General features: G+C 67.6%; 22 protein-coding genes. 20 read left to right on the top strand and 2 right to left on the bottom strand.

The genetic code is table 11. The features are described from left to right. The first annotated feature begins 18 nt into the window (after positions 1-18). The 13 genes from G9Q37_RS10230 to G9Q37_RS21935 all read left to right on the top strand — a co-directional run bounded on the left by G9Q37_RS10230 (position 19) and on the right by G9Q37_RS21935 (position 14,591). On the top strand, positions 19-1,566 hold the full coding sequence (locus G9Q37_RS10230; protein WP_166227097.1) for an alpha/beta hydrolase: 1,548 nt from the start codon (positions 19-21) through the stop codon (positions 1,564-1,566). Next, a complete protein-coding gene (locus G9Q37_RS10235) occupies positions 1,563-2,000 on the top strand; it encodes a hypothetical protein (RefSeq protein ID WP_166227098.1) in 438 nt (145 codons plus the stop codon). The genes G9Q37_RS10230 and G9Q37_RS10235 overlap by 4 nt, the downstream gene beginning before the upstream one ends. Beyond that, positions 1,997-3,703, top strand: coding sequence for an ATP-binding cassette domain-containing protein (locus tag G9Q37_RS10240; RefSeq protein ID WP_166227099.1), 1,707 nt, complete (start codon positions 1,997-1,999; stop codon positions 3,701-3,703). The genes G9Q37_RS10235 and G9Q37_RS10240 overlap by 4 nt, the downstream gene beginning before the upstream one ends. After that, a complete protein-coding gene (locus G9Q37_RS10245) occupies positions 3,700-4,260 on the top strand; it encodes a 2OG-Fe(II) oxygenase (RefSeq protein ID WP_166227100.1) in 561 nt (186 codons plus the stop codon). Before G9Q37_RS10240 ends, G9Q37_RS10245 begins: the two co-directional genes overlap by 4 nt. Next, the gene (locus tag G9Q37_RS10250; protein ID WP_166227101.1) at positions 4,257-4,784 is read left to right on the top strand and encodes a DUF6817 domain-containing protein; all 528 of its coding nucleotides are present in this window, start codon (positions 4,257-4,259) and stop codon (positions 4,782-4,784) included. The genes G9Q37_RS10245 and G9Q37_RS10250 overlap by 4 nt, the downstream gene beginning before the upstream one ends. Continuing rightward, complete coding sequence (locus G9Q37_RS10255) at positions 4,781-5,974, top strand: HlyD family secretion protein (RefSeq protein WP_166227102.1); 1,194 nt, start codon at positions 4,781-4,783, stop codon at positions 5,972-5,974. The genes G9Q37_RS10250 and G9Q37_RS10255 overlap by 4 nt, the downstream gene beginning before the upstream one ends. A gap of 206 nt (positions 5,975-6,180) precedes the next feature. Continuing rightward, positions 6,181-7,653: a glucose-6-phosphate dehydrogenase gene (gene zwf, locus G9Q37_RS10260; RefSeq protein ID WP_166227103.1), complete on the top strand. Its 1,473-nt coding sequence runs from the start codon at positions 6,181-6,183 to the stop codon at positions 7,651-7,653. Continuing rightward, positions 7,650-8,366 (top strand): 6-phosphogluconolactonase, encoded by a 717-nt coding sequence (gene pgl / locus G9Q37_RS10265; protein WP_240936591.1) that lies wholly within the window; start codon positions 7,650-7,652, stop codon positions 8,364-8,366. The genes zwf and pgl overlap by 4 nt, the downstream gene beginning before the upstream one ends. 13 nt (positions 8,367-8,379) lie before the next feature. Beyond that, positions 8,380-10,203 carry a phosphogluconate dehydratase gene (edd, locus tag G9Q37_RS10270; RefSeq protein ID WP_166227104.1) on the top strand — a complete coding sequence of 608 codons (1,824 nt, stop codon included), beginning with the start codon at positions 8,380-8,382 and terminating at the stop codon, positions 10,201-10,203. Between the two features lie 17 nt (positions 10,204-10,220). Continuing rightward, positions 10,221-10,883 (top strand): bifunctional 4-hydroxy-2-oxoglutarate aldolase/2-dehydro-3-deoxy-phosphogluconate aldolase, encoded by a 663-nt coding sequence (eda, locus tag G9Q37_RS10275; protein WP_166227105.1) that lies wholly within the window; start codon positions 10,221-10,223, stop codon positions 10,881-10,883. Positions 10,884-10,888: 5 nt separating this feature from the next. Further along, positions 10,889-12,484 (top strand): glucose-6-phosphate isomerase, encoded by a 1,596-nt coding sequence (gene pgi, locus G9Q37_RS10280; RefSeq protein ID WP_166227106.1) that lies wholly within the window; start codon positions 10,889-10,891, stop codon positions 12,482-12,484. Positions 12,485-12,594: 110 nt separating this feature from the next. Next, the gene (locus G9Q37_RS10285; protein ID WP_166227107.1) at positions 12,595-13,011 is read left to right on the top strand and encodes a hypothetical protein; all 417 of its coding nucleotides are present in this window, start codon (positions 12,595-12,597) and stop codon (positions 13,009-13,011) included. A 176-nt stretch (positions 13,012-13,187) separates the two neighbouring features. Beyond that, positions 13,188-14,591, top strand: a complete 1,404-nt coding sequence (locus tag G9Q37_RS21935; protein ID WP_166227108.1) for a methyl-accepting chemotaxis protein — start codon at positions 13,188-13,190, stop codon at positions 14,589-14,591. Here the strand turns inward: G9Q37_RS21935 and garD are convergent. Further along, on the bottom strand, positions 14,584-16,164 hold the full coding sequence (gene garD / locus G9Q37_RS10295) for a galactarate dehydratase (protein ID WP_205710746.1): 1,581 nt from the start codon (positions 16,162-16,164) through the stop codon (positions 14,584-14,586). The genes G9Q37_RS21935 and garD overlap by 8 nt on opposite strands. A gap of 97 nt (positions 16,165-16,261) precedes the next feature. Between garD and G9Q37_RS10300 the strand changes: the two genes are divergently transcribed. The 5 genes from G9Q37_RS10300 to G9Q37_RS10320 all read left to right on the top strand — a co-directional run bounded on the left by G9Q37_RS10300 (position 16,262) and on the right by G9Q37_RS10320 (position 21,464). Continuing rightward, positions 16,262-17,290 (top strand): LacI family DNA-binding transcriptional regulator, encoded by a 1,029-nt coding sequence (locus G9Q37_RS10300; RefSeq protein ID WP_166227109.1) that lies wholly within the window; start codon positions 16,262-16,264, stop codon positions 17,288-17,290. A gap of 121 nt (positions 17,291-17,411) precedes the next feature. Then, positions 17,412-18,362 carry a Bug family tripartite tricarboxylate transporter substrate binding protein gene (locus tag G9Q37_RS10305; protein ID WP_166227110.1) on the top strand — a complete coding sequence of 317 codons (951 nt, stop codon included), beginning with the start codon at positions 17,412-17,414 and terminating at the stop codon, positions 18,360-18,362. 21 nt (positions 18,363-18,383) lie between these two features. Continuing rightward, positions 18,384-19,739 (top strand): glucarate dehydratase, encoded by a 1,356-nt coding sequence (gene gudD, locus G9Q37_RS10310; RefSeq protein ID WP_166227111.1) that lies wholly within the window; start codon positions 18,384-18,386, stop codon positions 19,737-19,739. Positions 19,740-19,767: 28 nt separating this feature from the next. Next, complete coding sequence (locus G9Q37_RS10315; protein WP_166227112.1) at positions 19,768-20,538, top strand: HpcH/HpaI aldolase family protein; 771 nt, start codon at positions 19,768-19,770, stop codon at positions 20,536-20,538. A gap of 29 nt (positions 20,539-20,567) precedes the next feature. Next, positions 20,568-21,464, top strand: a complete 897-nt coding sequence (locus G9Q37_RS10320) for a 2-hydroxy-3-oxopropionate reductase (RefSeq protein ID WP_166227113.1) — start codon at positions 20,568-20,570, stop codon at positions 21,462-21,464. Here G9Q37_RS10320 and G9Q37_RS10325 read toward each other — a convergent pair. Continuing rightward, positions 21,461-21,889 (bottom strand): hypothetical protein, encoded by a 429-nt coding sequence (locus G9Q37_RS10325; RefSeq protein WP_166227114.1) that lies wholly within the window; start codon positions 21,887-21,889, stop codon positions 21,461-21,463. The two genes, G9Q37_RS10320 and G9Q37_RS10325, sit on opposite strands and share 4 nt — an antisense overlap. 121 nt (positions 21,890-22,010) lie before the next feature. On the opposite strand from G9Q37_RS10325, the gene G9Q37_RS10330 reads away from it, so the two are divergent. Together G9Q37_RS10330 and G9Q37_RS10335 are read left to right on the top strand one after the other, a co-directional pair. After that, positions 22,011-22,430 (top strand): helix-turn-helix transcriptional regulator, encoded by a 420-nt coding sequence (locus G9Q37_RS10330; protein WP_240936593.1) that lies wholly within the window; start codon positions 22,011-22,013, stop codon positions 22,428-22,430. Positions 22,431-22,625: 195 nt separating this feature from the next. Beyond that, a complete protein-coding gene (locus G9Q37_RS10335) occupies positions 22,626-23,744 on the top strand; it encodes a DUF4365 domain-containing protein (RefSeq protein WP_205710747.1) in 1,119 nt (372 codons plus the stop codon). The last annotated feature ends 104 nt before the right edge of the window (positions 23,745-23,848 follow it).

The following is a 23,848-nucleotide window of genomic DNA, read 5'->3' on the forward strand; positions in this document are numbered from 1 at the left end:
GTATTCTGAATGTCGGGAATGAAACTCTCCGAGAACTTCTTTTTCGACGTCACTATTGCGGGCAAGTTGCTGGCAGAGTCCTCCGCGCTGTGGTTTCCGAATGCCGACGCTAGTGGGAATTTCCTGCTCCTCGCAAGAACCAGAAGCTTGGAGGGACCAGCAAAAGACGCCTGCACTGCTCACAGTCTCACGGCGTACACGGCGCAGGGCCATGTATCGGGCTTTTCGGTGCGCTACGGAGATGGCAAGTGGGTGCGGTACCAGATCGATGCTTCGGGCTATCGCGTGCTTTGGTCGAGTTTCGGAGAACCGGTTTCAACGTCAGGACCCGCCATTTGTACTATTCTGGAGCACAACAACATCGCGGCCCTTGTGTTGCTGATGCGCATGGCTTCATCGCAATTGGCACCCGGCGAGCGCAAGGCCTGCGCAGTGCTACTGCCAGAACTCAATAGGACGACCGAATTGCAGCTGGTGAGGCAGGCAGATGAGGTGCTCTGCGAAACACTTGGCCTGCGCTACGCACCACCACTGCACGGGCGAGCTGAAAGCCTGCAGTTCGTGGAAAGCCGGGCGCTGCTCAGGCAAAGGCAGAAGCCAGACGAAGCAGAACTCGTCGAGGAAGGGCTGGCTTTGGCTGAGCTCCAAAGGCAGTTGGGGTCAGACGTCTATAGGTCATCCTCGCCAACGAGCATACGGTTCAGCGACTGCTTGGCGGCAGCGGGCGCAGACACACCGCCATTGGCGGCCTTGTTCACTCCAGCCGTGGGCACGTCCCGCGGCTTGTTCGTGTTGATCGGTGGCTCGGGCGAGTACGACTCTCGAGGTTACACGCGGCTAGGCGAGAACCTTGGGTACCGCCATTGGATCACCCACATGGCGCTCCACGGCCTTGACGTTCTATCGGTCGGGCGAACCAATGACGCTGCGATGGACTTCGAGGTCTACCGGACTGCATTGCTTCGGCTGATCTCCCTGCATCGCCCAATTCAGACGCGAGCTTTGGTGCTGGCTGGTCATAGCCTGGGCGGACTGGTGGTGGCCGACATCGCACCCGACATGCATGGGCTCGCTGCGGTGGTCATTGCGGCTTGCCCTGCCCGAGGATTGCGAAAGACGATCCTGCGCCAGTCCTTCGCGCAGTCTCTGAGTCCATGTCGGTCCGCACAGCCACGCGACCGCACTGTGCTGCGCCAGCAGGCACAGGCGTTCGACCGATTGATCCACGGCGAGGCATCGTCGCCAGCAGCCGAACTCCGGCGCGGCGATCGCGCACTGATCACGCACTTTGCGGAATGTCAGGCACCCTTGCTACTTGAACGCTGGCCGGCCAATACCCCGCTGCTGATCATGCACGCCGACGGCGACGAAAAGGTCAACATCAGCGACGCGCACCGATGGCATACGGCCGCGGTCAAGAAGGGCTTGAGGGCAGAAAGTTACCTACTGCAGGGCAAGGACCATGTCTTTGGACTGATGGCGCCCGAGGCAGACCCTGCCGAGGTCCTGAATTCGGTCACCGACTTTCTGCGCGGGCCGCTGTCGACCTGGCGAGCGCCGTCGTGAAATTCAGCTCTGTTGCTGTTGTACTCGCACACCGTGTCCCTGAGCTCTGGGCGCAATGCCGGCCGCTTATCCAATCGGCCATTGCCACGTCACCGGACCGGGGCAACGTTGATCGCATCTACGACCAGCTGCTTATGGGAGAGCGGGAATTACTCGTAGGCCTGGATTCGCTGGGCGCCGTGCAAGCAGTTTTGGTGTTGCGGTACCAGCCCGAGCGCGACGGCTTCATCGTCCATATCCAGGCCGCTGCCGGTCGCGGCCTGTTGTCCGCAAGGGATGAGTGGGCAGAGCTGCTCCGATGGCTTTGCACGAAAAAGGTCAAACGCATTCAGTTGCACTGCCAGGCGGCCCAAGAGCGGCTGTGGCGAAGAATGGGATTTGAAACAGCCTACCGCGTAATGTGGTTCGAAATGCCGGCGCAGGGGGAGAAATGATGGTGTTGCGCGAGAGCCTTGGTGGCGTTCGCCAGCTTCTGGAGCCACTAGCGATGTACCGCCGTGCGATTGTCTCGATCTTCTCGGCCGCTTTGCTCGTGCAGGTACTCGCGCTGGTGAGCCCATTGCTGAGCCAAATGATCGTCGACCATGCCGCAGGGCTTGCGATGCATGGCGACGCCTTTTACATCGTCTTTGGCTACGGCCTGGTGCTGATGACGGCGGCGATCGCGGAATGCATTCGAAGCCTTTGGGTCAATGCGGTGCTGGCGCGGCTCGAAGCCGATGCCCACCCTCAGGCTTATTCGGTGGTCTTCGGCTCGTTCTCGCGCGATGCCTTGCAGCTCAATACGTCGGAAGTGATTTCTCGGTTCCAGTCCTTGCGCACTGCGCACCAGGGCGTCGGCAACATCCTGGTCGAAGGCGTGGTGGACAGCTTATACGTGGTGACCATATTGGCAGCCCTGGTGGTCTATGACAGCCTGATCGCGTCGGCGGCTGCATTGGCAGTGACGATCTACTTCGCAGCGAGACTGCTCGTGGGCAGGCGCCTGACCAAGGTGACGCGCGAGATAGCCCAAGCAGACGCGTCCCAGGTGGCGTACCTGAAAGATGAGGTGGACGCTCATCAGTCGGTGCGTTTCTTCGATGCCCACTCGGGCCGCAGAGCCGACTGGAATGCTCTTGTGACCGGGCGTTTGCGCAAGGAGGCAGAGCGTGCGAGGACCACTGCACTATTGCGCTGCATCCAGCAGTTCAGCATCGGCGCCATCTCGGTGATCACGATTGCGGTCGGCGCTCATCGTGTTGGCATTGGTGAACTTCCCCTCGGGGCAATGTTCGCCCTGATCGGATTGACCTATGCAATGTTCACCCGCATGACCGTTCTGACCGAGCGCTTGTCATCGCTGGATGTGCTGAACGTGCACTGGCGCCGTTTCCGCGAACTGGCCCATCGGCCCAGTCAGCCAAGGCGAGCCCTCGTTCGCCTGTGCGATCCCGATGCGGGTTGGCAGCCCGGTCTGCATATTCATGACTTACGAGTAGCCTTTGCCGGACGCACGGTGCTTGATCTGAAGCCTGTTGTTTTCCCTAGGGGTAAGCTCACCGTGATCGTGGGGCGATCGGGCGAGGGCAAGACGACGCTGGTACGAGCAATCACGGGACTGGTGCCATGTGAATCGCTGGAAATGAGTTGCGTGGCACAACCAGCGGATACAGACACGGGTCTGGAATCGGTATGGAACGAGCGCCAATGGAGCCGCCACTGCGCAGCTTGCTTTCAAGGCGACGCCTTGTTCGACGGCGTTCCGATCGCGCAGAACATCGCGTGCTACGACCCGGCGCTCGACATGGAGCGCGTCGAACGCGCCGCACGCTTGGCCTGCATCGAGGCGGATATCGTGCGCCTGCTGGGTGGCTATCACGCCCCCACGGCGGTGCAAAAGCTGTCGGAGGGCCAAGCGCAGCGCCTGTTGGTGGCCCGTGCCCTCTACCGGGCGCCGCTGGTGCTGCTGCTCGACGAGGCCACGTCTGCCTTGGACGAACACACCGAGGGCGCAATCATCGAGAACGTCAAGGGGCTTGGTGTGACCGTGATTGCAGTAGCCCACCGACCGCAGTGGATTAGGGCAGCAGATGCGGTGCTGCGGCTTTCCAACGGCAGTTTGCGGTTTGTCTCCCCCAAGGAGGACACTGCATGACGATTGCTGTTCATGACGGCTTTCTTGCTCGCCATCACGTGGCCATGCTTTTCGAGCGATTGAACGAACGGGGCTGGACCTATGGATGGATGGCGGATCGATCCTCGAACAGGCCGGCGCGCCACTGGCATGTCAATCTGGCCGACAACGGTTTCCAGGCGGAACAATCGTGCCTACCCGAACTGGAGACCTTGAGTGCTTGGTCCGACTTGCTGCCGCTTTGGGGCTCGATCGCCAAGATGCTGCCTCAGGGCCATCAACCGACACGCATCTATGCGAACGCGCATACCTACGGTGTGGATGGTGCGCTGCACACCGATTGCCCACCGGGAACAGGGGGGCGCACCGCACTGATCTACCTCAATCCTGTGTGGAAGCCTGATTGGGGAGGCGTCACCCTGTTCACTCCGGCCGAGAGCGACCCCTTGTCCGTCATGCCCAAGCCGGGGCGCTTGGTGATATTTCCTGGCGACGTACCCCATTGCGCATTCGCGCCCACGAAGTCGTGTCATGACCTGCGGGTAACACTCGTCTTCAAGAGCAAGGTCCTCCCATGAGCAGGCTGCTGTTCACCGCACGCGCTTTACTCGACTCACTGTCGCTTGATCTGGTGCCGCACGGAAATGGCCAACTGCACGATCACCTGGTACGAACAGCCGCGTACCTACACGGCTGGGGATTCGACGACGAGGTGTGCGCTGCTGGGATGTTTCACAGCATCCTAGGTACCAGCCATTATTCGTATAGGGCGCTGCCACTGCACGACATGCCTCGACTTGTGAGCGCAATCGGTTCACACGCTGCACGCCTGGTTGGCCTGTTTGCGGTGGCCAGGCGACCCGTAGGTCCGGCCCATGCTCTCGTGACAGGACGTCTTGGTTTGTTGCACGGCGGGGAGGAAGCAGTTTCGCCCCGAGAAGCATGCGACCTTGTGTCGATTGAGTACGCGAATTTGGTGGACCAGGGTGGCGAGGCGGCGCTGCTGAAAGAGCTTCACCACTTGCCCCTGAGCCCGATGACGCGCGCCAACGATGCCGTGATGCGCTCCTGGGGTTCGGCTCTGCTGGCCCTGCGGGCATGAAGGCATCGGCTGACGAGTTCGAGCCTCGTCTCGCATCATGGGTGGGTATCTTGATCACACTCGGAGTGGTCGCCTATCTTTTGTTCGGTGTGAGTGTCGCTGCACGGGAGGTGGTACACGGACGCGTGCTTTACCAAGGTGCTATCACGCACCTTGCCGCGCCGATTGATGGCTATATAGAGGGAGTCTTCGTGCAATCTGGCCAACGCGTCAAAGCGGGCGACAAGCTTCTGTTGATCCGCCATGGCAGACACGTGGCAGAAAACGGCACGGGCCTGGCCGACATCGAACGGACGCTTGAGCGCCGTGTTCACCTGACAGCAGAACGCAGCCGTTCACAACGCCGCCTGCTGATGTTCGAACATGACCAGTGGGACGGTCGGGAACGCGCGCAAGCGCGCGAAATCGAGGCGCTCGGCAGGCAGATCGCACTGGTCGAAAGGCTCATATCGTTGCAGGCGAAGGCGATGGAGCGAACTCGGCAGATGATTGAGCAAGGCTTCTATTCGCAGGCACTCGGAGAGGACAAAGAGCGTGAGGCGGTCGACCTTCAACTGCGCTTGCAGGAGTTGCAAAGATCGCGACAGACCAGTGAGTCCTTGCAACGCGAAGCCAGCAGTCAACGGCAAGCGAATGCACAGCGCCTGGCCCAACTGGACATGGAAACCGCCACTGAACAAGAGTCTTTGGCCTTTCAACAGGGCGAGCTTGCCATGAAGAACAGCGCTGTTCTTGTGGCCCCTTCAGATGGCTTGGTGGACAGCCTTGCAGTCAGGATTGGCGACGATGTCAAGGAGAAGCAACGCATGGTGGCGGTCAGAAAGGTGGATGAGAACTTCCGCATCGAGCTTGATGTTCCATCCACTGCCGCGGGCTTTCTGCGGGTGGGGCAGCGGGTCGATGTGAAGTACGACGCCTTTCCCTACCTCAAGTACGGCTTTGGCAAAGGCGAAGTCACCTTTATTGGAACAACCTCAGTTCAGGATAGCCTGGACGAAACCCGTTCGGGTGAGGCCGTCTTTAAAGCTGTGGCGCAAGCGTCTTTGCCCACCGGACTCGCCCGGACGGGCGATTACCAACTGCGCGATCGCATGGGGGTTCAGGTTGAAGTGGTTGTGATGGAGCGGGCGCTGTATCAGTGGATCTTCGATCCCCTGATCGCTGCGCGTAGATATCTCGCCGGGGACTGAGGCCACCGGCTGCGCACCATGTGTCGGTAGGCGACGCGCGCATTCAGCATCGACCGGCTGACGCTTTCCACATCTGTCAGCATAGGCGGCCTGGCAAGTAGCTGCCCAGGCAAAGCCTCCCCATTCAAAGTCACCACCCGTAACTCACAGGTAACTTTATTACATTACCATCACCCCACCGTGTAACCCAAAACAAGCCTCACGCCATGGAGACCCCCGCCCCCAGCCCGAGCGCCCCCGCCCTCGACCTCGTCATCTTCGGTGGCGCCGGCGATCTCTCGGTGCGCAAGCTGCTGCCCGCGCTCTACATGGCGCACCTGCACAAGACCCTGCCCGACGACACGCGCATCGTGGCGCTGGGGCGCCAGGCCTGGGACCGCGCGGCGTTCACGGCCTTCATCGACGCGCAGGTGCGCGGCTTCATCGCCGCCGCCGAGTTCGACGCCACCGCCTGGGCCGGCTTCATTCAGCGCCTCGTGTACGTGGGCCTGGACGCCACGCGCGCCGACGACTTCGCCGCGCTCGCCCACACGCTGCGGCCCGGCGCCGACCGCGTGTTCTACCTCGCCACCGCGCCCACCCTGTTCACCACCATCTGCGCCCACCTGCACGGCGCGGGGCTGGTCAACCCGCAATCGCGCGTGGTGCTCGAAAAACCCCTGGGCCACGACCTCGCCTCGGCGCGCGCCATCAACGACGAGGTGGCCAGGTACTTCACCGAGGCCCAGACCTTCCGCATCGACCACTACCTGGGCAAGGAGACGGTGCAGAACCTCATGGTGCTGCGCTTCGGCAACGCCATCTTCGAGCCGCTGTGGCGCAGCCCCAGCATCAAGAGCGTGCAGATCACCGTGGCCGAGTCGGTGGGCGTTGGCAGCCGCGCCGGCTTCTACGACGGCACCGGGGCGCTGCGCGACATGGTGCAGAACCACCTGCTGCAGCTGCTGTGCATCGTGGCCATGGAGCCGCCGGTCTCGCTCGACCCCGACGCCGTGCGCGACGAAAAGCTCAAGGTGCTGCGCTCGCTGCGCCCCATGGGCGTGGCCGATGTGGCGCGCGACACCGTGCGCGGCCAGTACACCGCGGGCAACGTGGACGGCGAACGCGCCGTGGGCTACCTGCAGGAGGCCAACGTGCCCGCCGGCAGCGAGACCGAAACCTTCGTGGCGCTGCGCGCCCACATCAACAACTGGCGCTGGGCCAACGTGCCCTTTTTCCTGCGCACCGGCAAGCGCATGGCCGAGCGCCGCAGCGAGATCGTCATCGAGTTCGCGCCCCTGCCCTACTCGCTGTTTCCCGACACGCCGCGCCAGCCCGTCAACCGCCTGCTGATCCGCCTGCAGCCCGAAGAGCACGTGCACCTGCAGATGATGGCCAAGCAGCCCGGCAGCGGCATGAAGCTGCGGCCCGTCTCGCTCGACCTCGACCTGCAATCGGCCATGACCGGCCGCCGCGCCGAGGCCTACGAGCGGCTGCTGATCGACGTCATCAAGGGCCGCCTCACCCACTTCATGCGCCGCGACGAGCTCGAGGCCGCCTGGGCCTGGGCCGAGCCCATTCTCGCGGGCTGGCAGGCGCTGGCCGAGAAGCCCCGGCCCTATGCGGCCGGCAGCTGGGGGCCCGCGGCCTCGTCGGCGCTGATGGCGCGCGAAGACACGAGCTGGTCGGAAGAAACGTGAACGAGCCCTCGCGCCTGCACCCCTGCGCCTCGCCGGCCGCGCTCGCGCACGGCCTGGCCGCGTGGATCGCCGAGCGGCTGCGCGCGGCCATCGCCGCGCGCGGCCACGCGGTGCTCGCGGTGTCGGGTGGCAAGTCGCCGGTGCCGCTGTTCGAAGCGCTGCGCACACAAGCGCTCGACTGGCCGCGCGTGCGCATCACCCTGGTCGACGAGCGCTGCGTGCCGCCCGGGCACGCCGACAGCAACACCGCGCTCGTGCGCACCCACCTGCTGCAAGGCCCGGCCGCCGCGGCCACGTTCGTGCCCTGGTTCGACGCCCTGCCCGCGGCCTTCGACCCCGCCGACGCCACCCTGCAGCGCCTGGCCGACGGCGCGAACGCGCGCCTGGCCCACCAGCCCTGGCCCTGGGACCTCGCCGTGCTCGGCATGGGCGAAGACGGCCACACCGCCTCGCTCTTTCCCGGCGCCGACGGCCTGGCCCACGCGCTGCACGCCAGCGGCCCCGTGGCCTGGACGCGCCCCGCCACCGCGCCGCACGCGCGCCTCACCCTCACCCTGCCCGCGCTGCTCGCCACGCGGGAACTGGTCTTGCCCCTGATCGGCCCCACCAAGCTGCGCGTGTTCCAGCAGGCCCGGCTGGCGCAAGACGAAGCGCTGCCGGTCTCGCACCTGCTGCACCAGCACCACACGCCGGTCCACGTCTGGCTGGCCTGAACAACCCACCGCCATGAACCCGCTGAACCCCGTCCTCGAGCGCGTCACGCGCCGCATCACCGAACGCAGCGCGCCCACGCGCCGCGCCTACCTCGACCACATGGCCGCGCAGCGCACGCGCGGCACGCAGCGCGCCGGCCTGGGCTGCGCCAACATGGCCCACACCACGGCCGCGCTGCCCAAAGAAGACAAGCTGCGCATCCATGCCGAGCGCGCGCCGCACATCGGCATCGTCACCGCCTACAACGACATGCTCTCGGCCCACCAGCCGTTCGAGTCCTACCCCAGCCTGATCCGCTGGCACGCGCAGCAGATCGGCGCGAGCGCCCAGGTGGCCGGCGGCGTGCCCGCCATGTGCGACGGCATCACCCAGGGCGAGGCCGGCATGGAGCTCTCGCTGTTCTCGCGCGACACCATCGCGCTGGCCACCGCGGTGGCGCTCTCGCACAACGTGTTCGACGCCGCGCTCATGCTGGGCGTGTGCGACAAGATCGTGCCCGGCCTGTTCATGGGCGCGCTGCAGTTCGGCCACCTCTCCACCGTGTTCGTGCCCGCCGGCCCCATGACCTCGGGCCTGTCGAACGACGACAAGGCCAAGGTGCGCCAGCAGTTCGCCCAAGGCCTGGTGGGCCGCGAGGCGCTGCTGGAGAGCGAGGCGCAGGCCTATCACAGCCCCGGCACCTGCACCTTCTATGGCACCGCCAACAGCAACCAGATGCTCATGGAGATCATGGGCCTGCACCTGCCGGGCAGCTCGTTCGTGAACCCGGGCACGCCGCTGCGCGAGGCGCTCACCAAGGCCGCGGTGGAACGCGCCGTGGCCAACAGCGGCCGCACCGGCCAGCCCTACCTGCCGCTGGCGCACATCATCGACGAGCGCGCCATCGTCAACGGCATCGTGGGCCTGCACGCCACCGGCGGCTCCACCAACCACACGCTGCACCTGGTGGCCATGGCGCGCGCCGCGGGCATCCTGATCGACTGGGACGACTTCGCCGAGCTCTCGGCCGTGGTGCCGCTGCTGGCGCGCGTGTACCCCAACGGCAGCGCCGACGTGAACCACTTCCACGCCGCGGGCGGCCTGGGCTTTCTCATGCGCGAGCTGCGCACCGCCGGCCTGCTGCACGCCGACGTGAACACCGTGATGGGCCCGGGCCTGGACGCCTACGCCTTCGAGCCCTGGCTCGACGGCGAGCGCCTGGCCTGGCGGCCGATCGCCGAGCGCAGCGCCGACACCCAGGTGCTGCGTCCGGTGAGCGAGCCCTTCAGCGCCGACGGCGGCCTGCGCCTGCTCACGGGCAACCTGGGCCGCAGCGTCATCAAGGTCTCGGCCGTGAAGCCGCAGCACCGCGTGGTGCGCGCGCCCGCCGTGGTGGTGCACGACCAGCAGGAACTGCTCGCCAAATTCCAGGCCGGCGAGCTCGACAAAGACCTGATCGCCGTGGTGCGCTACCAGGGCCCGCGCGCCAACGGCATGCCCGAGCTGCACAAGCTCACGCCGCCGCTGGCGGTGCTGCAGGACAAGGGCTTCAAGGTGGCGCTGGTCACCGACGGCCGCATGTCCGGCGCCTCGGGCAAGGTGCCCGCGGCCATCCACGTCACGCCCGAGGCGCTGGCCGACGGCCCGATCGCGCGCGTGCGCGACGGCGACATGATCACGCTCGACGCCGAGCGCGGCGTGCTGCAGCTCGAGGTGGACGAAGCCACCCTCGCCGCGCGCAGCGCTGCGGTGCCCGAGCTCGACGCCCACCGCCACGGCAGCGGCCGCGAGCTGTTCGGCCTGTTCCGCGCCCAGGTGAGCGGCGCCGAACAAGGCGCTTCGCCGCTGTTCGGCTGATGCCCGGAGACCCCGAGATGACCGACACCTCCACCAACCCCAACACCCCCGCCCACCTCCAGCACCCGCGCTTTCGCTCGCGCGTGGTTCCCGTCATCGTGCTCAACGACCCGCAGCACGCGGTGCCGCTCGCGCACGCGCTGCTCGAAGGCGGCATCGACGTGATGGAGATCACCCTGCGCTCGGACGCCGCGCTCGACGCCATCGAGGCGGTGGCCAAGGCCGTGCCCGAGATGCACCTGGGCGCGGGCACGGTCACGCGCGCCAGCGACGTGCCGCGCATCATCGACGCGGGCGCGCGCTTTGCGCTCTCGCCCGGCTGCACCGACGCGCTGGTCGACGCCATGCGCGCCACCGGCCTGCCCTTCATCCCGGGCGTGATGACGCCCGGCGAGGTCATGCGCGCGCGCGACCACGGCTTCACGCTCATGAAGCTCTTCCCGGCGCAGCAGGCCGGCGGCATCGCCATGCTCAAGGCGCTGGGCGCGCCGCTGCCCGACGTGCGCTTCTGCCCCACGGGCGGCGTGGGCCCCGACAACCTGCGCGAGGTGCTGGCCCTGCCCAACGTGGCCATGGCCGGCGGCTCGTGGCTCACGCCGGCCGACGCGCTGCAAGCCGGCGACTGGCCGCGCATCACGGCGCTGGCGCGCGAGGCGGCCGCCATCGCTCGCGGACAATGAGCCCCATGCCGCAGACCCCGCCCACCCCCTGGCCCCTGCCCGTCACCCTGCCCGCCTGGCAGCACCTGGCCGCGCTCGCGAGCGAGCAGCAGGTGCCGCTGCGCGAGCGCCTCACCGAGCCCGACCGCGCCGAACGCCTCACCTGGTCGGCCGCGGGCATCACGCTCGATGCCAGCCGCCAGGCCATCGGCAGCGAGATCGAGCAGGCGCTGCTGCAGCTCGCGGCGCAGAGCGACCTCGCGGGCCAGCGCGAGGCCATGTTCCGCGGCGACCCCATCAACACCACCGAACAGCGCCCCGTGCTGCACGTGGCCCTGCGCGGCGACGCCGCGGGCGGCCCCTGGGGCCTCGAGGTGCAGGCCCTGGTGCAGCGCGAGCTCGACCGCGTCTGCCGCTTCGCCGACGAGGTGCGCGAAGGCATCGTGCGCAGCGCCTCGGGCGAGGCCTTCACCGACGTGGTCAACATCGGCATCGGCGGCTCCGACCTCGGCCCGCGCATGGCCGCCGACGCGCTGGCCCACCTGGCCGGCCCCACGCCGCGCGTGCACTACGTGTCCAACCCCGACGCCTGGGCGCTCTACAGCGTGCTGCGCGGGCTCGATGCGAAACGCACGCTGCTGATCGTGTCGAGCAAGACCTTCACCACGCAGGAAACGCTCACCAACGCCGCGAGCGCGCGCCAGTGGCTCACCGACCAAGGCGTGCCCGCCGACGCGATCGCCCGGCACCTCGTGGCCATCACCGCCTCGCCGGCCAAGGCCGCCGAACTCGGCTACCCCGCCGAGCACACCTTTCTGTTCTGGGACTGGGTGGGCGGTCGCTACTCGCTGTGGTCGGCGCTGGGCCTGCCGCTGGCGCTGGGCATCGGCGGTGCGGCCTTCAAACGCTTGCTCGCGGGCGGCCGTGCCATGGACGAGCACTTCCGCCACGCGCCGCTGGCGCAGAACCTGCCGGTGCGGCTCGCGCTGCACGGCATCTGGAACCGCAACTTCCTGCAGCGGCCCACCCAGCTCATCGTGAGCTACGCCTCGCGGCTGGTGCGCTTCGTGCCCTTCGTGCAGCAGATGGACATGGAGTCCAACGGCAAGCGTGTGCACCTCGACGGCAGCGAGGCCACGGTCGACACCGGCCCCATCGTCTGGGGCGGCCTGGGCATCGACGGCCAGCACGCCTACTTCCAGCTGCTGCACCAGGGCCGCCACCAGGTGCCGGTGGATTTCATCGGCGTGCAGAGCGAAGACACGCCGCTGCCGCAGGCCGCCACGCACCACGGCGTGGTGAATGTGAACCTGCGCGCGCAGGCCCAGGCCCTCGCGCTCGGCCGCACGCGCGCCGAGACCGAGGCGCAGCTGCTGAAAGACGGCGCCGACGCCGCCACCGCACAGGCCCTGGCGCCGCACCGCGAATTCCCGGGCAACGTGCCCAGCCACATCCTCTGGCTCGACCGGCTCGACCCCGAGCGCCTGGGCGCGCTGATCGCGCTCCACGAGCACAAGGTGTTCACGCAGGCCGCGATCTGGCGCATCAACGCCTTCGACCAATGGGGCGTGGAGCTGGGCAAGTCCATGGCCCGGGCGCTCGAGCGCGAAGGCCGGGGCTGAACACCGACACGCGGGTCGGACCGGTCCTACAGGACCGGCCCCCGGGCCGGCCTAGCATGGCATGACACCCGGCGGCGCAGCGGCGCCGCCCTGCCATGAGAGGACACGCCATGAACCTTCGCAAGACCCTGGTCACCCGCCACCTGATCGCGGCCGCGGCCATCGCCCTCACGCTGCCCGCCTGGGCCGCCGACACCACCCCGGCAAAACGCGGCGCCAGTGCCGACACCACCTACCGCCAGGAACGCGCGGCCTGCGCCGCCATGACCGACGCCGACGCGCGCAAGAGCTGCCTGCGCGACCTGGGCGCGGCGCGCCAGCAGGCGCAGCGCCAGGGCCGCGCACCCGCGCCCTCGGCCGAACAACTGCAGCAGAACGCGCTGCAGCGCTGCACCGTGCACAAGGACACCGAGCAACGCGCCATCTGCGAGCGCATGGTGCGCGGCGAAGGCCAGGTGTCGGGCTCGGTGAGCGGCGGCGGCCAGCTGCGCTCGCTCGAAACCCTCGAAGAGCCCATGACCCGCTGAGGGCAGCGCGGCGCCCGCGGGGGGCTCGCGCCGCGCGTTTGATCCAGATCAAGGCGCCGTCGGGCAGCCGCCCGACGGCCTCAAGTCGCCGGTGCAGAAGGCCGAAATCGAACCACGGCCTCAAAGGGCCGCGAACCCCCTGGGCGGCCGCCGCCCCTCACCGATTGCGCCCCACCATGCCCTCCCGCCTCGACCCGAACGACACCCTGATCCTGATCGCCATCGGCGTGGTGGCCGCCGCCGCGGCCGCCTACGGCATCGTCTACGACGGGCTGGGTCTGGCGCTTGGGGTGGGCGCGCTGCTGCTCGGCGCGGCCACCGGCGTGGCCCTGGTCTCGCAGGGCGGCCTGGGCAGCCGCATCGGCCTGCCCGCGATCGGCATGGCCATGGTGGCGCTGGCCATCCACGTGGCCCGCGGCCACACCGAGGCGCACTTTGCGGTCTTCGCTTTCCTGGCCGTGACCACCGTCTACCGCCACTGGCTGCCGGTGCTGGCCGGCGCGGCCACCATCGCGGTGCACCACCTGAGCTTCAACTACCTGCAGCAATGGGGCTGGGGACCGATCTGCTTCACCGAGCCCAGCCTGCTGATCGTGGTCGAGCACGCCGCCTACGTGGTGGGCGAAGCCGCCATCCTCATGATGCTGGCCGCGCGCTCGCGCGCCGACTTCGCGGCCAACGAACAGCTCTCCGACATCGCCACCCGCCTGGTCACGCCCGATGGCGCGATCGACTTCGGCGCCGCGCAGCTCGAGCGCCCCGCGCCGGCCGCCGCCCGCATGCTCGAGGTGCTGGGCCGCATCGAAGACGCCATCGCCACGGTGCGCGCCAGCACCGACTCGATCGCCAACGCGTCGAGCGAGATCGCCCAGGGCAGCATCGACCTGAGCCAGCGCACCGAGCAGACCGTGGGCAACCTGCAGGAAACCGCCAGCGCCATGGACCAGCTCACCGGGGCGGTGCGCCAGTCGAGCAGCGCGGCGACCAAGGCCGACGAAATGGCGCGCTCGGCCTCCGAGGTGGCGCGCCGCGGCGGCGAGGTGGTGCAGCAGGTGGTGACCACCATGGAAGACATCCACGCCGCCAGCCGCAAGATCGGCGACATCATCGGCACCATCGACGGCATCGCGTTCCAGACCAACATCCTCGCGCTCAACGCCGCGGTGGAAGCCGCGCGCGCGGGCGAGCAGGGCCGCGGCTTCGCGGTGGTGGCCGGCGAGGTGCGCAACCTCGCGCAGCGCAGCGCCGAAGCGGCCAAGGAGATCAAGGTGCTGATCGGCAACAGCGTCAGCCGCGTCGAAACCGGCAGCCAGCTCGTGGGCCATGCGGGCACCACCATGCAGGACATCCTGGGCAGCGTGCGCGGCGTGACCGACATCATCGGCGAGATCTCCACCGCGTCGGCCGAGCAAAGCACGGGCATCGGCCACGTCAACGACGCGGTGGTGCAGCTCGAAAGCATGACGCAGCAGAACGCCGCGCTGGTCGAAGAATCGGCCGCGGCCGCGGGCAGCCTGCGCGAGCAGTCGGCGCGGCTGGCCGAGGCGGTGAGCATGTTCCGCCTGCGCGCCCTCAGGTGACCGGCGCGGGGTTGAACAGCACCAGCTGGTTGTGCAGCTTCCAGCGTTCGGCCCAGGTTTTCTGGCGGCCGCTGGCCACGTCGAGCATGTAGCGGAACAGCTGCCAGCCCACGTCTTCGATCGTGGCCTCGCCGTCGGCGATGGTGCCGGCGTTGATGTCCATCAGATCGTGCCAGCGCCGCGCGAGCTCGGTGCGCGTGGCCACCTTGATCACCGGCACCGCGGCCAGGCCATAGGGCGTGCCGCGGCCGGTGGTGAACACGTGCAGGTTCATGCCCGCGGCCAGTTGCAGCGTGCCGCAGATGAAATCGCTCGCGGGCGTGGCCGCGTAGGTCAGGCCGCGGGCCCTGAGCTTCTCGCCCGGTGAGAGCACATTGGCGATCGGCGCGCTGCCCGATTTCACGATCGAGCCCATGGCCTTTTCAACGATGTTGGAGAGCCCGCCCTTCTTGTTGCCCGGCGTGGTGTTGGCGCTGCGGTCCACGCTGCCGCGTTTCAGGTAGTCGTCGTACCAGGCCATCTCGCGCACCATGGCCTGCGCCACCTCGGGCGTGGTGGCGCGCGCGGTGAGCTGGGCGATGCCGTCGCGCACCTCGGTGGTTTCCGAGAACATCACGCTCGCGCCCGCGCGCACCAGCAGGTCGGTGCAGAAGCCCACCGCCGGGTTCGCGGTGACGCCGCTGAAGGCGTCGCTGCCACCGCACTGCACGCCCACCACGAGCTCGCTCGCGGGCACGGTCTCGCGGCGGCGCGCGTTCAGGCGCTTCAAATGCACCTCCGCCTGACGCACGATCGAGTCCACCATGGACATGAAACCGACGTGCGCATCGTCCTGCAAACAGACGACGTCCAGAGCGTCGGGCTCAACCCGTTGGTCGGCAATGGGGATGCTGCCCGGCGGCAGCAGCCGCTCGGGCTGCAGCTTCTCGCAGCCCAGGCTCACCACCATCACCTCGCCACCGAAGTTGGGGTTCTGGCTGATGTGGCGCAGCGTGCGGATGGGGATCACCGCGTCGGGCGCGTCGATGGCCACGCCGCAACCGTAGCCGTGTTCGAGGGCGACCACGTCGTCCACATTCGGGTACCGCGGCAGCAGCTCGGCCTTGATGCGCTGCACCGCGAAGTCGGTGACGCCGGCCACGCACTGCACCGTCTGCGTGATGGCCAGGATGTTGCGCGTGCCCACCGAGCCGTCGGGGTTGCGGTAGCCCTCGAAGGTGAAGCCTTCCAGCGGCGGCAGCGGCCCGCGCTGCAGCGTGGCCATGGGCAGGTCGTCGAGGCCGCGCGCCTCGGGCATCTGCAGCCGGCGCTCGTGCACCCAGGCGCCCGCGGCGATGTCCTCCAGCGCGAAGCCGATGGGCACGCCGTAGCGCAGCACCGCCGCGCCGCGCGGCAGCGCCACCAGCGCCACCTTGTGGCCCTGCGGCACCTTCTCCACCAGCACCGGCCCGCCGGGCAGCGCCGTGCCCGCGGGCAGGCCGCCGTCGTTGGCCACGATGGCCACGTTGTCCTCGGGATGCATGCGGATGGTCAGCGGCGCGCGGGCGGCCACCGGCGCAAGGGTTTCGGCCATTCGGCGTCTCCTATGATGCGGCGCGCCTTCGGCGGTCCGGCCCCCTGGCCGGGGGCTTACGCAAGGCGCTTGGTACCGGTACCATTCTACGCCGCAAATGAAAGACTCCGACAACAACCGGCGTGCCCGCCGCGGCAGCGGCGCCATCACCGTGCGCGACGTGGCCCGGCTCGCGGGCGTCGCGCCCATCACGGTCTCGCGCGTGCTCAACACGCCCGCCCAGGTCTCGCCCGACGTGCGCCAGAAGGTGCTAGAGGTGGTCCAGAAAACCGGCTACGTGCCCAACCGCCTGGCCGGCGGCCTGGCCTCGTCGCGCAGCCGGCTGATCGCCGCGGTGGTGCCGAGCACCGTGATGTCGGTGTTCATGCCCACCATCGAGGCCCTCAACGACACCCTGTTCGGCGCCGGCTACCAGCTCATGCTGGGCCAGTCCGACTACTCGCCCGAGCGCGAAGAGGCCCTGCTCGAAGCCATCGTGGGCCGCCGGCCCGACGGCATCCTGCTCACCGGCATCCTCGGCCCCAGCCCGGGCCGCACGCGGCTGCTGGCCTCGGGCATTCCGGTGGTGGAAACCTGGGACCTCACGCCCACGCCGGTGGACATGCTGGTGGGCTTCTCGCACGCCGACATCGGCCGCGAGGTCGCGCGCTTCCTGCTGGCCAAGGGGCGGCGGCGGCTGGCGCTGATCCGCGCCGACGACGAGCGCGCCGAGCGCCGCGCCGCCGCCTTCATCGATGCGGTGGAGCGCGCCGGCCACGGCCCGGTGGCGGTGGTGAACGTGGGCGCCTCGCGCTCGCTGCGCAGCGGCCGCGAAGCCCTGGGCCGCCTGCTCGACACCGCGCCCGACACCGACGCCGTGTTCTGCAGCTCCGACCTGCTCGCGCTCGGCGTGGCCACCGAGGCGCGCGTGCGCGGCCTCGATGTGCCCGGCCGCATCGCGCTCATGGGCTTCGGCGACGTGCCCTTCGCCGCCGACATGGCGCCCGGCCTGAGCACGGTGCGCATCAACGGCGCCGAGATCGGCCGCCTGGCCGCGCGCTGGCTCATCGACCGCGCCGAGGGCCGCCCTGTGGAGCAGCCCGTGCGCGACATGGGCTTTTCCATCGTCGAACGCGAGACCACCTGAGGCCCCGGCCTCGGGAGATGCCCGGTTGACGCCCCGGATTGGTACCGGTACCATGCCCGACGTTTTGATTTGGTACCGGTACCATTTCAAGGCCCTTCAGACCCCTACACGGAGACAAACCATGAAGAAGCTGCTGCTCGCGCTGGGCACCGCCATGACCCTGACCTCGGCCATGGCCTGGCCCACCAAGACCGTCACCCTCGTGGTGCCCTTCCCGCCCGGCGGCTCCACCGACCTGATCGCGCGCACGCTGCAGCCCAAGCTGGCCGAGAAGTTCGGCGGCACCTTCGTGGTGGACAACAAGCCCGGCGCCACCGGCACCATCGGTGCGGCCCAGGTGGTGCGCTCGGCCCCCGACGGCCACACGCTGTTCGTGTCCTCGCTCGGCCCCTACGTGATCGCGCCGCACCTCACCAAGGTCACCTACGACGCCACCAAGGACTTCGACTACATCACCGTGGCCGTGCAGGCCCCCAACGTGCTCGTGGTGCCCGCCGCCTCGCCGCACAAGACCATGGCCGACGTGATCGCCTGGCAAAAAGCCAACCCCGGCAAGATGACCTTCGCGTCGTCGGGCAACGGCAGCAGCGACCACCTCACCGCCGAGCTCTACTGGCAGCAGACCGGCACCAGCGGCATCCACGTGCCCTACAAGGGCGGCGGCCCCGTGATGACCGACCTGCTGGGCAACCAGGTCGACTCCTCGTTCATGAACATCAACACCGCCATGCCGCAGATCCAGGCCGGCAAGCTGCGCGCGCTCTCCATCACCAGCGCCACGCGCTCGCCGCTGCTGCCCAACGTGCCCACGCTCGAAGAGCTCGGCATCAAGGACGCCAACGTCTACTCGTGGCAGGCCGTGGCCGCGCCCAAGGGCATTCCGGCCGACCTCAAAGCCAAGCTGCAGGCCGCCATCAAGGACGCGCTCAACGACCCCGCGATCAAGCCCAAGCTGCTCGAACTCGGCTTCGAGATCGTGGCCAACACGCCCGAGCAGTTCACCGCTTTCCAGGCCGCGGAATTCGCGCGCTGGAAGAAGCTGATCGAGAGCCGCAACATCAAAGCCGACTGAGCTTTTCCGACCGAGCCTTCAATGCTGAACCCCGTCCCCGTCGGCGCCACGCCCCGCATCACCGAGCTCATTGCCATTCCCGTCGCGGGCCGCGACGGCATGCTGCTCAACCTGAGCGGGGCGCACGCGCCCTTCTTCACGCGCAACCTGCTGATCCTGCGCGACAGCGCCGGCCGCACCGGCGTGGGCGAGGTGCCCGGGGGCGAGAAGATCCGCCAGACCCTGGAAGACGCGCGCGAGCTGGTGGTGGGCCGCGCCATCGGCGACCACCAGCGCGTGCTGCGCGACATGCAGGCCCGCTTCGCTGACCGCGACCGCGGCGGCCGCGGCCTGCAGACCTTCGACCTGCGCACCACCATCCACGCCGTGACGGCCGTGGAATCGGCGCTGCTCGATCTGCTGGGCCAGCACCTGAACGTGCCGGTGGCCGCGCTGCTCGGCGAAGGCCAGCAGCGCGAATCGGTGGAGATGCTGGGCTACCTGTTCTTCGTGGGCGACCGCACGCTGACCGACCTGCCGTACACCGACCCGGCGAGCGAGCCCGACGGCGCCGACGCCTGGTGCCGCCTGCGCCACGAGAAAGCCATGACGCCCGAGGCCATCGTGCGCCTGGCCGAAGCCGCGCGCGAGCGCTACGGCTTCAACGACTTCAAGCTCAAGGGCGGCGTGCTGCGCGGCGACGAGGAGGTCGACGCCGTGATCGCGCTGCACGAGCGCTTTCCCGACGCGCGCGTGACGCTCGACCCCAACGGCGGCTGGCTGCTGAAAGACGCGATTCGCCTGGGCCAGCGCATGCGCGGCGTGGTGGCCTATGCCGAAGACCCCTGCGGCGCCGAAGACGGCTTTTCGGGCCGCGAGGTGATGGCCGAGTTCCGCCGCGCCACCGGCCTGCCCACGGCCACCAACATGGTCGCCACCGACTGGCGCCAACTGAGCCACGCGCTCGCGCTGCAAAGCGTGGACATTCCCCTGGCCGACCCGCACTTCTGGACCATGGCCGGCAGCGTGCGCGTGGCCCAGACCTGCCGCGACTGGGGCCTGACCTGGGGCTCGCACTCCAACAACCACTTCGACGTGTCGCTGGCCATGTTCACCCACGTGGGCGCGGCGGCGCCGGGCAAGGTCACCGCCATCGACACCCACTGGATATGGCAGGATGGGCAGCGCCTGACCCAGGAACCGCTGCAGATCGTGAACGGCCATGTGCAAGTGCCCCGCAAGCCCGGACTGGGCGTGACGCTCGACATGGCCGAGGTGGAAAAGGCCAACCGCCTGTACCAGCAACACGGCCTGGGCGCGCGCGACGACGCGATCGCCATGCAGTGCCTGATCCCCAACTGGCGCTTTGACCCGAAGCGCCCCTGCATGGTCCGCTGAACCCGATCCCTTCACCCCACACGAACACATGAGACCGAACCGACTGCGCGAGATCTGGGCCCAGGGCGGCGCCGTGATCAACGGCTGGCTGGCCATTGCCAACAGCTTCTCCGCCGAAACCATGGCCCACCAGGGCTGGGACTCGCTCACCATCGACCTGCAGCACGGCGTGGTGGACTACGCGGGCATGGTGCCCATGCTGCAGGCCATCTCCACCACCAACACCGTGCCCGTGGTGCGCGTGCCCTGGCTCGAGCCCGGCATCATCATGAAAACGCTCGACGCGGGCGCCTACGGCGTGATCTGCCCCATGGTGAACACGCGGGCCGACGCCGAGAAGCTCGTGGCCTACACGCACTACGCGCCGCAAGGCACGCGCAGCTTCGGCCCGGTGCGCGCCCTGCTCTACGGCGGCGCCGACTACCCGCAGCACGCCAACGACACCATCGTGGCCTTCGCCATGATCGAGACCGCGCAGGCGCTCGAGAACCTCGACGACATCCTGGCCACGCCGGGCCTCGACGCGATCTACATCGGCCCCTCGGACCTCTCGCTCGCGCTCGGCTGCAAGCCCGCCTTCGACGACCTCGACCCCAAGGCCGCCGAGGCGGTGCAGCACATCCTCAACCGCGCCAAGGCGCACGGCGTGGTGGCCGGCTGCCACAACGGCACGCCCGAGGCCGCGCTCAAGCGCATCGCCATGGGCTTCCAGTTCGTCACCATCAGCTCCGACGCGCGCCTGATGGCCGCGGGCGCGCAGCAGGTGGTGAACACCATGCGCGCGGGCGTTCGCGCCTGACCACCCAACCCCCAACTCCCCTTAGCAGCATGAAACTCGGATTCATCGGCCTCGGCATCATGGGCACGCCCATGGCGCTGCACCTTGCCAACGCGGGCCACCAGCTCTTTGTGCACACGCGCCGCAGCGTGCCCGAGGCCATCACCGCCGCGGGCGGCGTGCGCGCCGAGAACGCGGCCGCCGTGGCGCGCGAGGCCGAGGTGGTCTTCACCATGGTGCCCGACACGCCCGACGTGGAAGCCGTGCTGTTCGGCCCCGGCGGCGTGGCCGAAGGCCTGCAAGGCGCGGGCGGCGCGCGCAAGGTGGTGGTGGACATGAGCTCCATCTCGCCCATGGCCACCAAGGCCTTCGCGCAGCGCATCAACGCGCTCGGCGCCGACTACATCGACGCGCCCGTGTCGGGCGGCGAAGTGGGCGCCAAGGCCGCGTCGCTCACCATCATGTGCGGCGGCGACGAAGCCGTGTTCCACCGCGTGAAGCCCCTGCTGGAGCTGATGGGCAAGAACATCACGCTCGTGGGCGGCAACGGCGACGGCCAGACCACCAAGGTGGCCAACCAGATCATCGTGGCGCTGAACATCGCGGCCGTGAGCGAGGCCCTGGTGTTCGCGAGCAAGGCCGGCGCCGACCCGGCCAAGGTGCGCCAGGCCCTCATGGGCGGCTTCGCATCCAGCCGCATCCTGGAAGTGCATGGCGAGCGCATGATCAAGCGCAGCTTCAACCCGGGCTTTCGCATCAAGCTGCACCAGAAGGACCTGGGGCTGGCGCTGCAGGGCGCGCGTGAACTGGGCGTGGCGCTGCCGCAGACGGCGGGTGCGGCGCAGCTGATGCAGGCCTGCGCCGCCAACGGCCTGGCCGAGCTGGACCACTCGGCGCTGGTGCAGGCGCTGGAGCTGATGGCCCAGCACCCGGTTGCCAAGGGCTAAGGCGCCTCAAACAGCAAGCGCCGGCCCGGGGCATCGCCCACGGGCCAACCATCGGTGGTGCGCAACTGCGGATCGCGGCCCCGCTGAAACAGCAGCGGGCCCACGGCGGGCGATTCGCCCGGCGCGGGCGCCCACAGCGCGCCCATCCAGTCCAGGGCCCAGCGCGGGCCGGCGCCGCGCCGCGGTGCAAGGCGCGCAATGCCGCTCAAGTCCGCCGCGGGCATCTGGGCCAGCAGATCCAGCAGGCTCGCGTCCCAACCCACCAGCGTGGTCTGCGACCGCCGCTGGCCGTGGCAGCACACGTCGTGCACCAGCAGGTACCAGGGCCGCTCCAGCGCGAGCGTGACGGCGGGCCAATGCGTCTGGCGCGGGGCGACCTGGGACGGGTGGAGGTACTGGAAGAGGCCGGGGGCGGTGATGAACACGGGTGGGCTCCCAAAAATTCGAACACAAAAATGTGCCTCTAATTAGCAATCCCACCGTGTTCGGTGCCAACCTTTTTTGGTGTCTGAACCAGCACCCGAACTTCTGCCCTGCCTTGCCCGGTTGGCGGCCAACCTGCGCGCGCTTCGAGCGGAGAGCAACTGGACGTCCAGCGCGCTGGCGGACCAAGCGCATGTGAGCCGACGCATGCTTCAACTGCTGGAGATGGGCAAGGTCAACGTTTCATTGGGCACGGTGGACAAGCTGGCGCGGGCCCTTGGCGTCACCACGGGTTCGCTGCTGGGGAAACGGCCTATGGCCCGGCAAGCCGGCGCGACCTCGATCGAGCAGGTTCTGGCATCGAACCTCCAATCGGCGAGGAAAGAGCGGCAGATGACCCAGGAAGCCCTGGCTCAACAATCCGGTGTCAGCAGACCCGTCATCGCGCACATCGAACGCCAGGCGCGCAACCCATCGCTGCAAACGCTGGCGCGGCTTGCGGCGGCGCTGGATTTGTCGGTTGAAGGGCTGCTGAGCAGGTAGGTGGGGCCGACGCGGACGGTGTTGCCGTGCGGTTGGGTGTCTCAGTTGCAGCGATTGCAGTCTGTGGAGCCACCTCGCCACCTGTCCGCTCCAGGCCACCTAGCAGTCGTTCGTCCTCGATACCGCTAGATCGCCTCCTCGCTACTGGCGCGGTGAGGGCTAGACTGCCGCGATCGGCCAGAAGGCTAGCTTCGCATGCGTCGGCCACTTATCGCCGCATGGGGAAGCGCGCTGTATGGTTGGGTGACGATCACCCGGCGGTTCAATGAGACCGGAAGCACATGTTGCATCGCTCGTCTGGGACAAGACTCAGGTGGCCTGCCGAAGTCGCGCAATAGCCACCACTTCAACGACAGCTGGGAGGACTTCATGGCTGCACCAAAAACCGAGCGTCTCGGCGTTTCAGCACTAGACCATTTCTTTTCGCAGCACGGTTGGTTGTTCCGAGAGCAAACCACTCATGACTATGGGATCGATGCGCACATTGAGGTCGTGAATAAGGAGCGACCCACTGGAAAGCTTGTCGCCTTGCAGATCAAGAGTGGCACAAGCTTCTTTACCGAGGAGACCAACGACTCTTTCGTTTTTAGGATCGACGATAAGCACGTCGCCTACTGGGTTGATCACTCAATGCCCGTGGTCCTTGTAATTTACAACCCCGAGACGAAATCGGCCTACTGTCGCGAGGTGACCCGTGACACCGTCATGAAGACCGGCAAGCTGTGGAAGATTGAAGTTCCAAAGATTGACATGCTTGCCAATCCAAAAAAGTGGCTTCATGAACTAGAGTCGCTCACCCAGCCAGAGCTGTACGTCCGGCGCATGAACAGGTTGCGCATTGATCGTCGTTGGATGGACCTTATCGCGGAAGGTTGGGAAGTTCGTGTGACCTTCGACCATTGGGTAAACAAGTCACTCCCGCGCTATCAGGTGACGATCTACGCCGACGAAGAGAGGGAGACTTGGCCTACTCTTTACGCCCCCGGAGTTGGGGTCAAAGGCATGCTCCAGCACTTTTTTCCATGGGCTGACTTCACCGTGGACGGCGAAGAACATGAGGAGGGGGCACAGGGACGTTACGAGGCGGAGTGCTACTCTCGCTATGACGCGGAAACCGGGGAAGCGTTCTACGACCAAGAATTCGACGAGTGGTACGAGCCGCCAACAGGCCTTGTCCCAGTCTCAGACAACGGTGAGACCGAAACCTACGTATTGATTCTGTCGTTGAACGAGCTCGGCAAAAGCTTCTTGGCCGTTGACGACTATCTTTCTGACCCCGAAGTTCAAGAAGCCATCGGATTCGAACTGAAGTGAGATCGGCAGAGCGCGCGGTCAGCCATCGTTCGACAGATGGACTTGGATCCCGGCCATCGGCCAATAGCTGTAGCGCCAATGCACTCTCGTTTTCGAAACACGCG

Origin of the sequence: Hydrogenophaga crocea (genome assembly GCF_011388215.1) — a bacterium.
Taxonomy (GTDB): domain Bacteria; phylum Pseudomonadota; class Gammaproteobacteria; order Burkholderiales; family Burkholderiaceae_C; genus Hydrogenophaga; species Hydrogenophaga crocea.

What these genes read in the sequence shown, in the direction of transcription:
- G9Q37_RS10230 (WP_166227097.1), top strand. Translation starts at nt 19, where the DNA reads ATGAAACTCTCCGAGAACTTCTTTTTCGACGTCACTATTGCGGGCAAG.
- G9Q37_RS10240 (WP_166227099.1), top strand. Translation starts at nt 1,997, where the DNA reads ATGATGGTGTTGCGCGAGAGCCTTGGTGGCGTTCGCCAGCTTCTGGAG.
- G9Q37_RS10245 (WP_166227100.1), top strand. Translation starts at nt 3,700, where the DNA reads ATGACGATTGCTGTTCATGACGGCTTTCTTGCTCGCCATCACGTGGCC.
- G9Q37_RS10250 (WP_166227101.1), top strand. Translation starts at nt 4,257, where the DNA reads ATGAGCAGGCTGCTGTTCACCGCACGCGCTTTACTCGACTCACTGTCG.
- G9Q37_RS10255 (WP_166227102.1), top strand. Translation starts at nt 4,781, where the DNA reads ATGAAGGCATCGGCTGACGAGTTCGAGCCTCGTCTCGCATCATGGGTG.
- zwf (WP_166227103.1), top strand. Translation starts at nt 6,181, where the DNA reads ATGGAGACCCCCGCCCCCAGCCCGAGCGCCCCCGCCCTCGACCTCGTC.
- edd (WP_166227104.1), top strand. Translation starts at nt 8,380, where the DNA reads ATGAACCCGCTGAACCCCGTCCTCGAGCGCGTCACGCGCCGCATCACC.
- eda (WP_166227105.1), top strand. Translation starts at nt 10,221, where the DNA reads ATGACCGACACCTCCACCAACCCCAACACCCCCGCCCACCTCCAGCAC.
- pgi (WP_166227106.1), top strand. Translation starts at nt 10,889, where the DNA reads ATGCCGCAGACCCCGCCCACCCCCTGGCCCCTGCCCGTCACCCTGCCC.
- G9Q37_RS10285 (WP_166227107.1), top strand. Translation starts at nt 12,595, where the DNA reads ATGAACCTTCGCAAGACCCTGGTCACCCGCCACCTGATCGCGGCCGCG.
- G9Q37_RS21935 (WP_166227108.1), top strand. Translation starts at nt 13,188, where the DNA reads ATGCCCTCCCGCCTCGACCCGAACGACACCCTGATCCTGATCGCCATC.
- garD (WP_205710746.1), bottom strand. Translation starts at nt 16,164, where the DNA reads ATGGCCGAAACCCTTGCGCCGGTGGCCGCCCGCGCGCCGCTGACCATC.
- G9Q37_RS10300 (WP_166227109.1), top strand. Translation starts at nt 16,262, where the DNA reads ATGAAAGACTCCGACAACAACCGGCGTGCCCGCCGCGGCAGCGGCGCC.
- G9Q37_RS10305 (WP_166227110.1), top strand. Translation starts at nt 17,412, where the DNA reads ATGAAGAAGCTGCTGCTCGCGCTGGGCACCGCCATGACCCTGACCTCG.
- gudD (WP_166227111.1), top strand. Translation starts at nt 18,384, where the DNA reads ATGCTGAACCCCGTCCCCGTCGGCGCCACGCCCCGCATCACCGAGCTC.
- G9Q37_RS10315 (WP_166227112.1), top strand. Translation starts at nt 19,768, where the DNA reads ATGAGACCGAACCGACTGCGCGAGATCTGGGCCCAGGGCGGCGCCGTG.
- G9Q37_RS10320 (WP_166227113.1), top strand. Translation starts at nt 20,568, where the DNA reads ATGAAACTCGGATTCATCGGCCTCGGCATCATGGGCACGCCCATGGCG.
- G9Q37_RS10335 (WP_205710747.1), top strand. Translation starts at nt 22,626, where the DNA reads ATGCGTCGGCCACTTATCGCCGCATGGGGAAGCGCGCTGTATGGTTGG.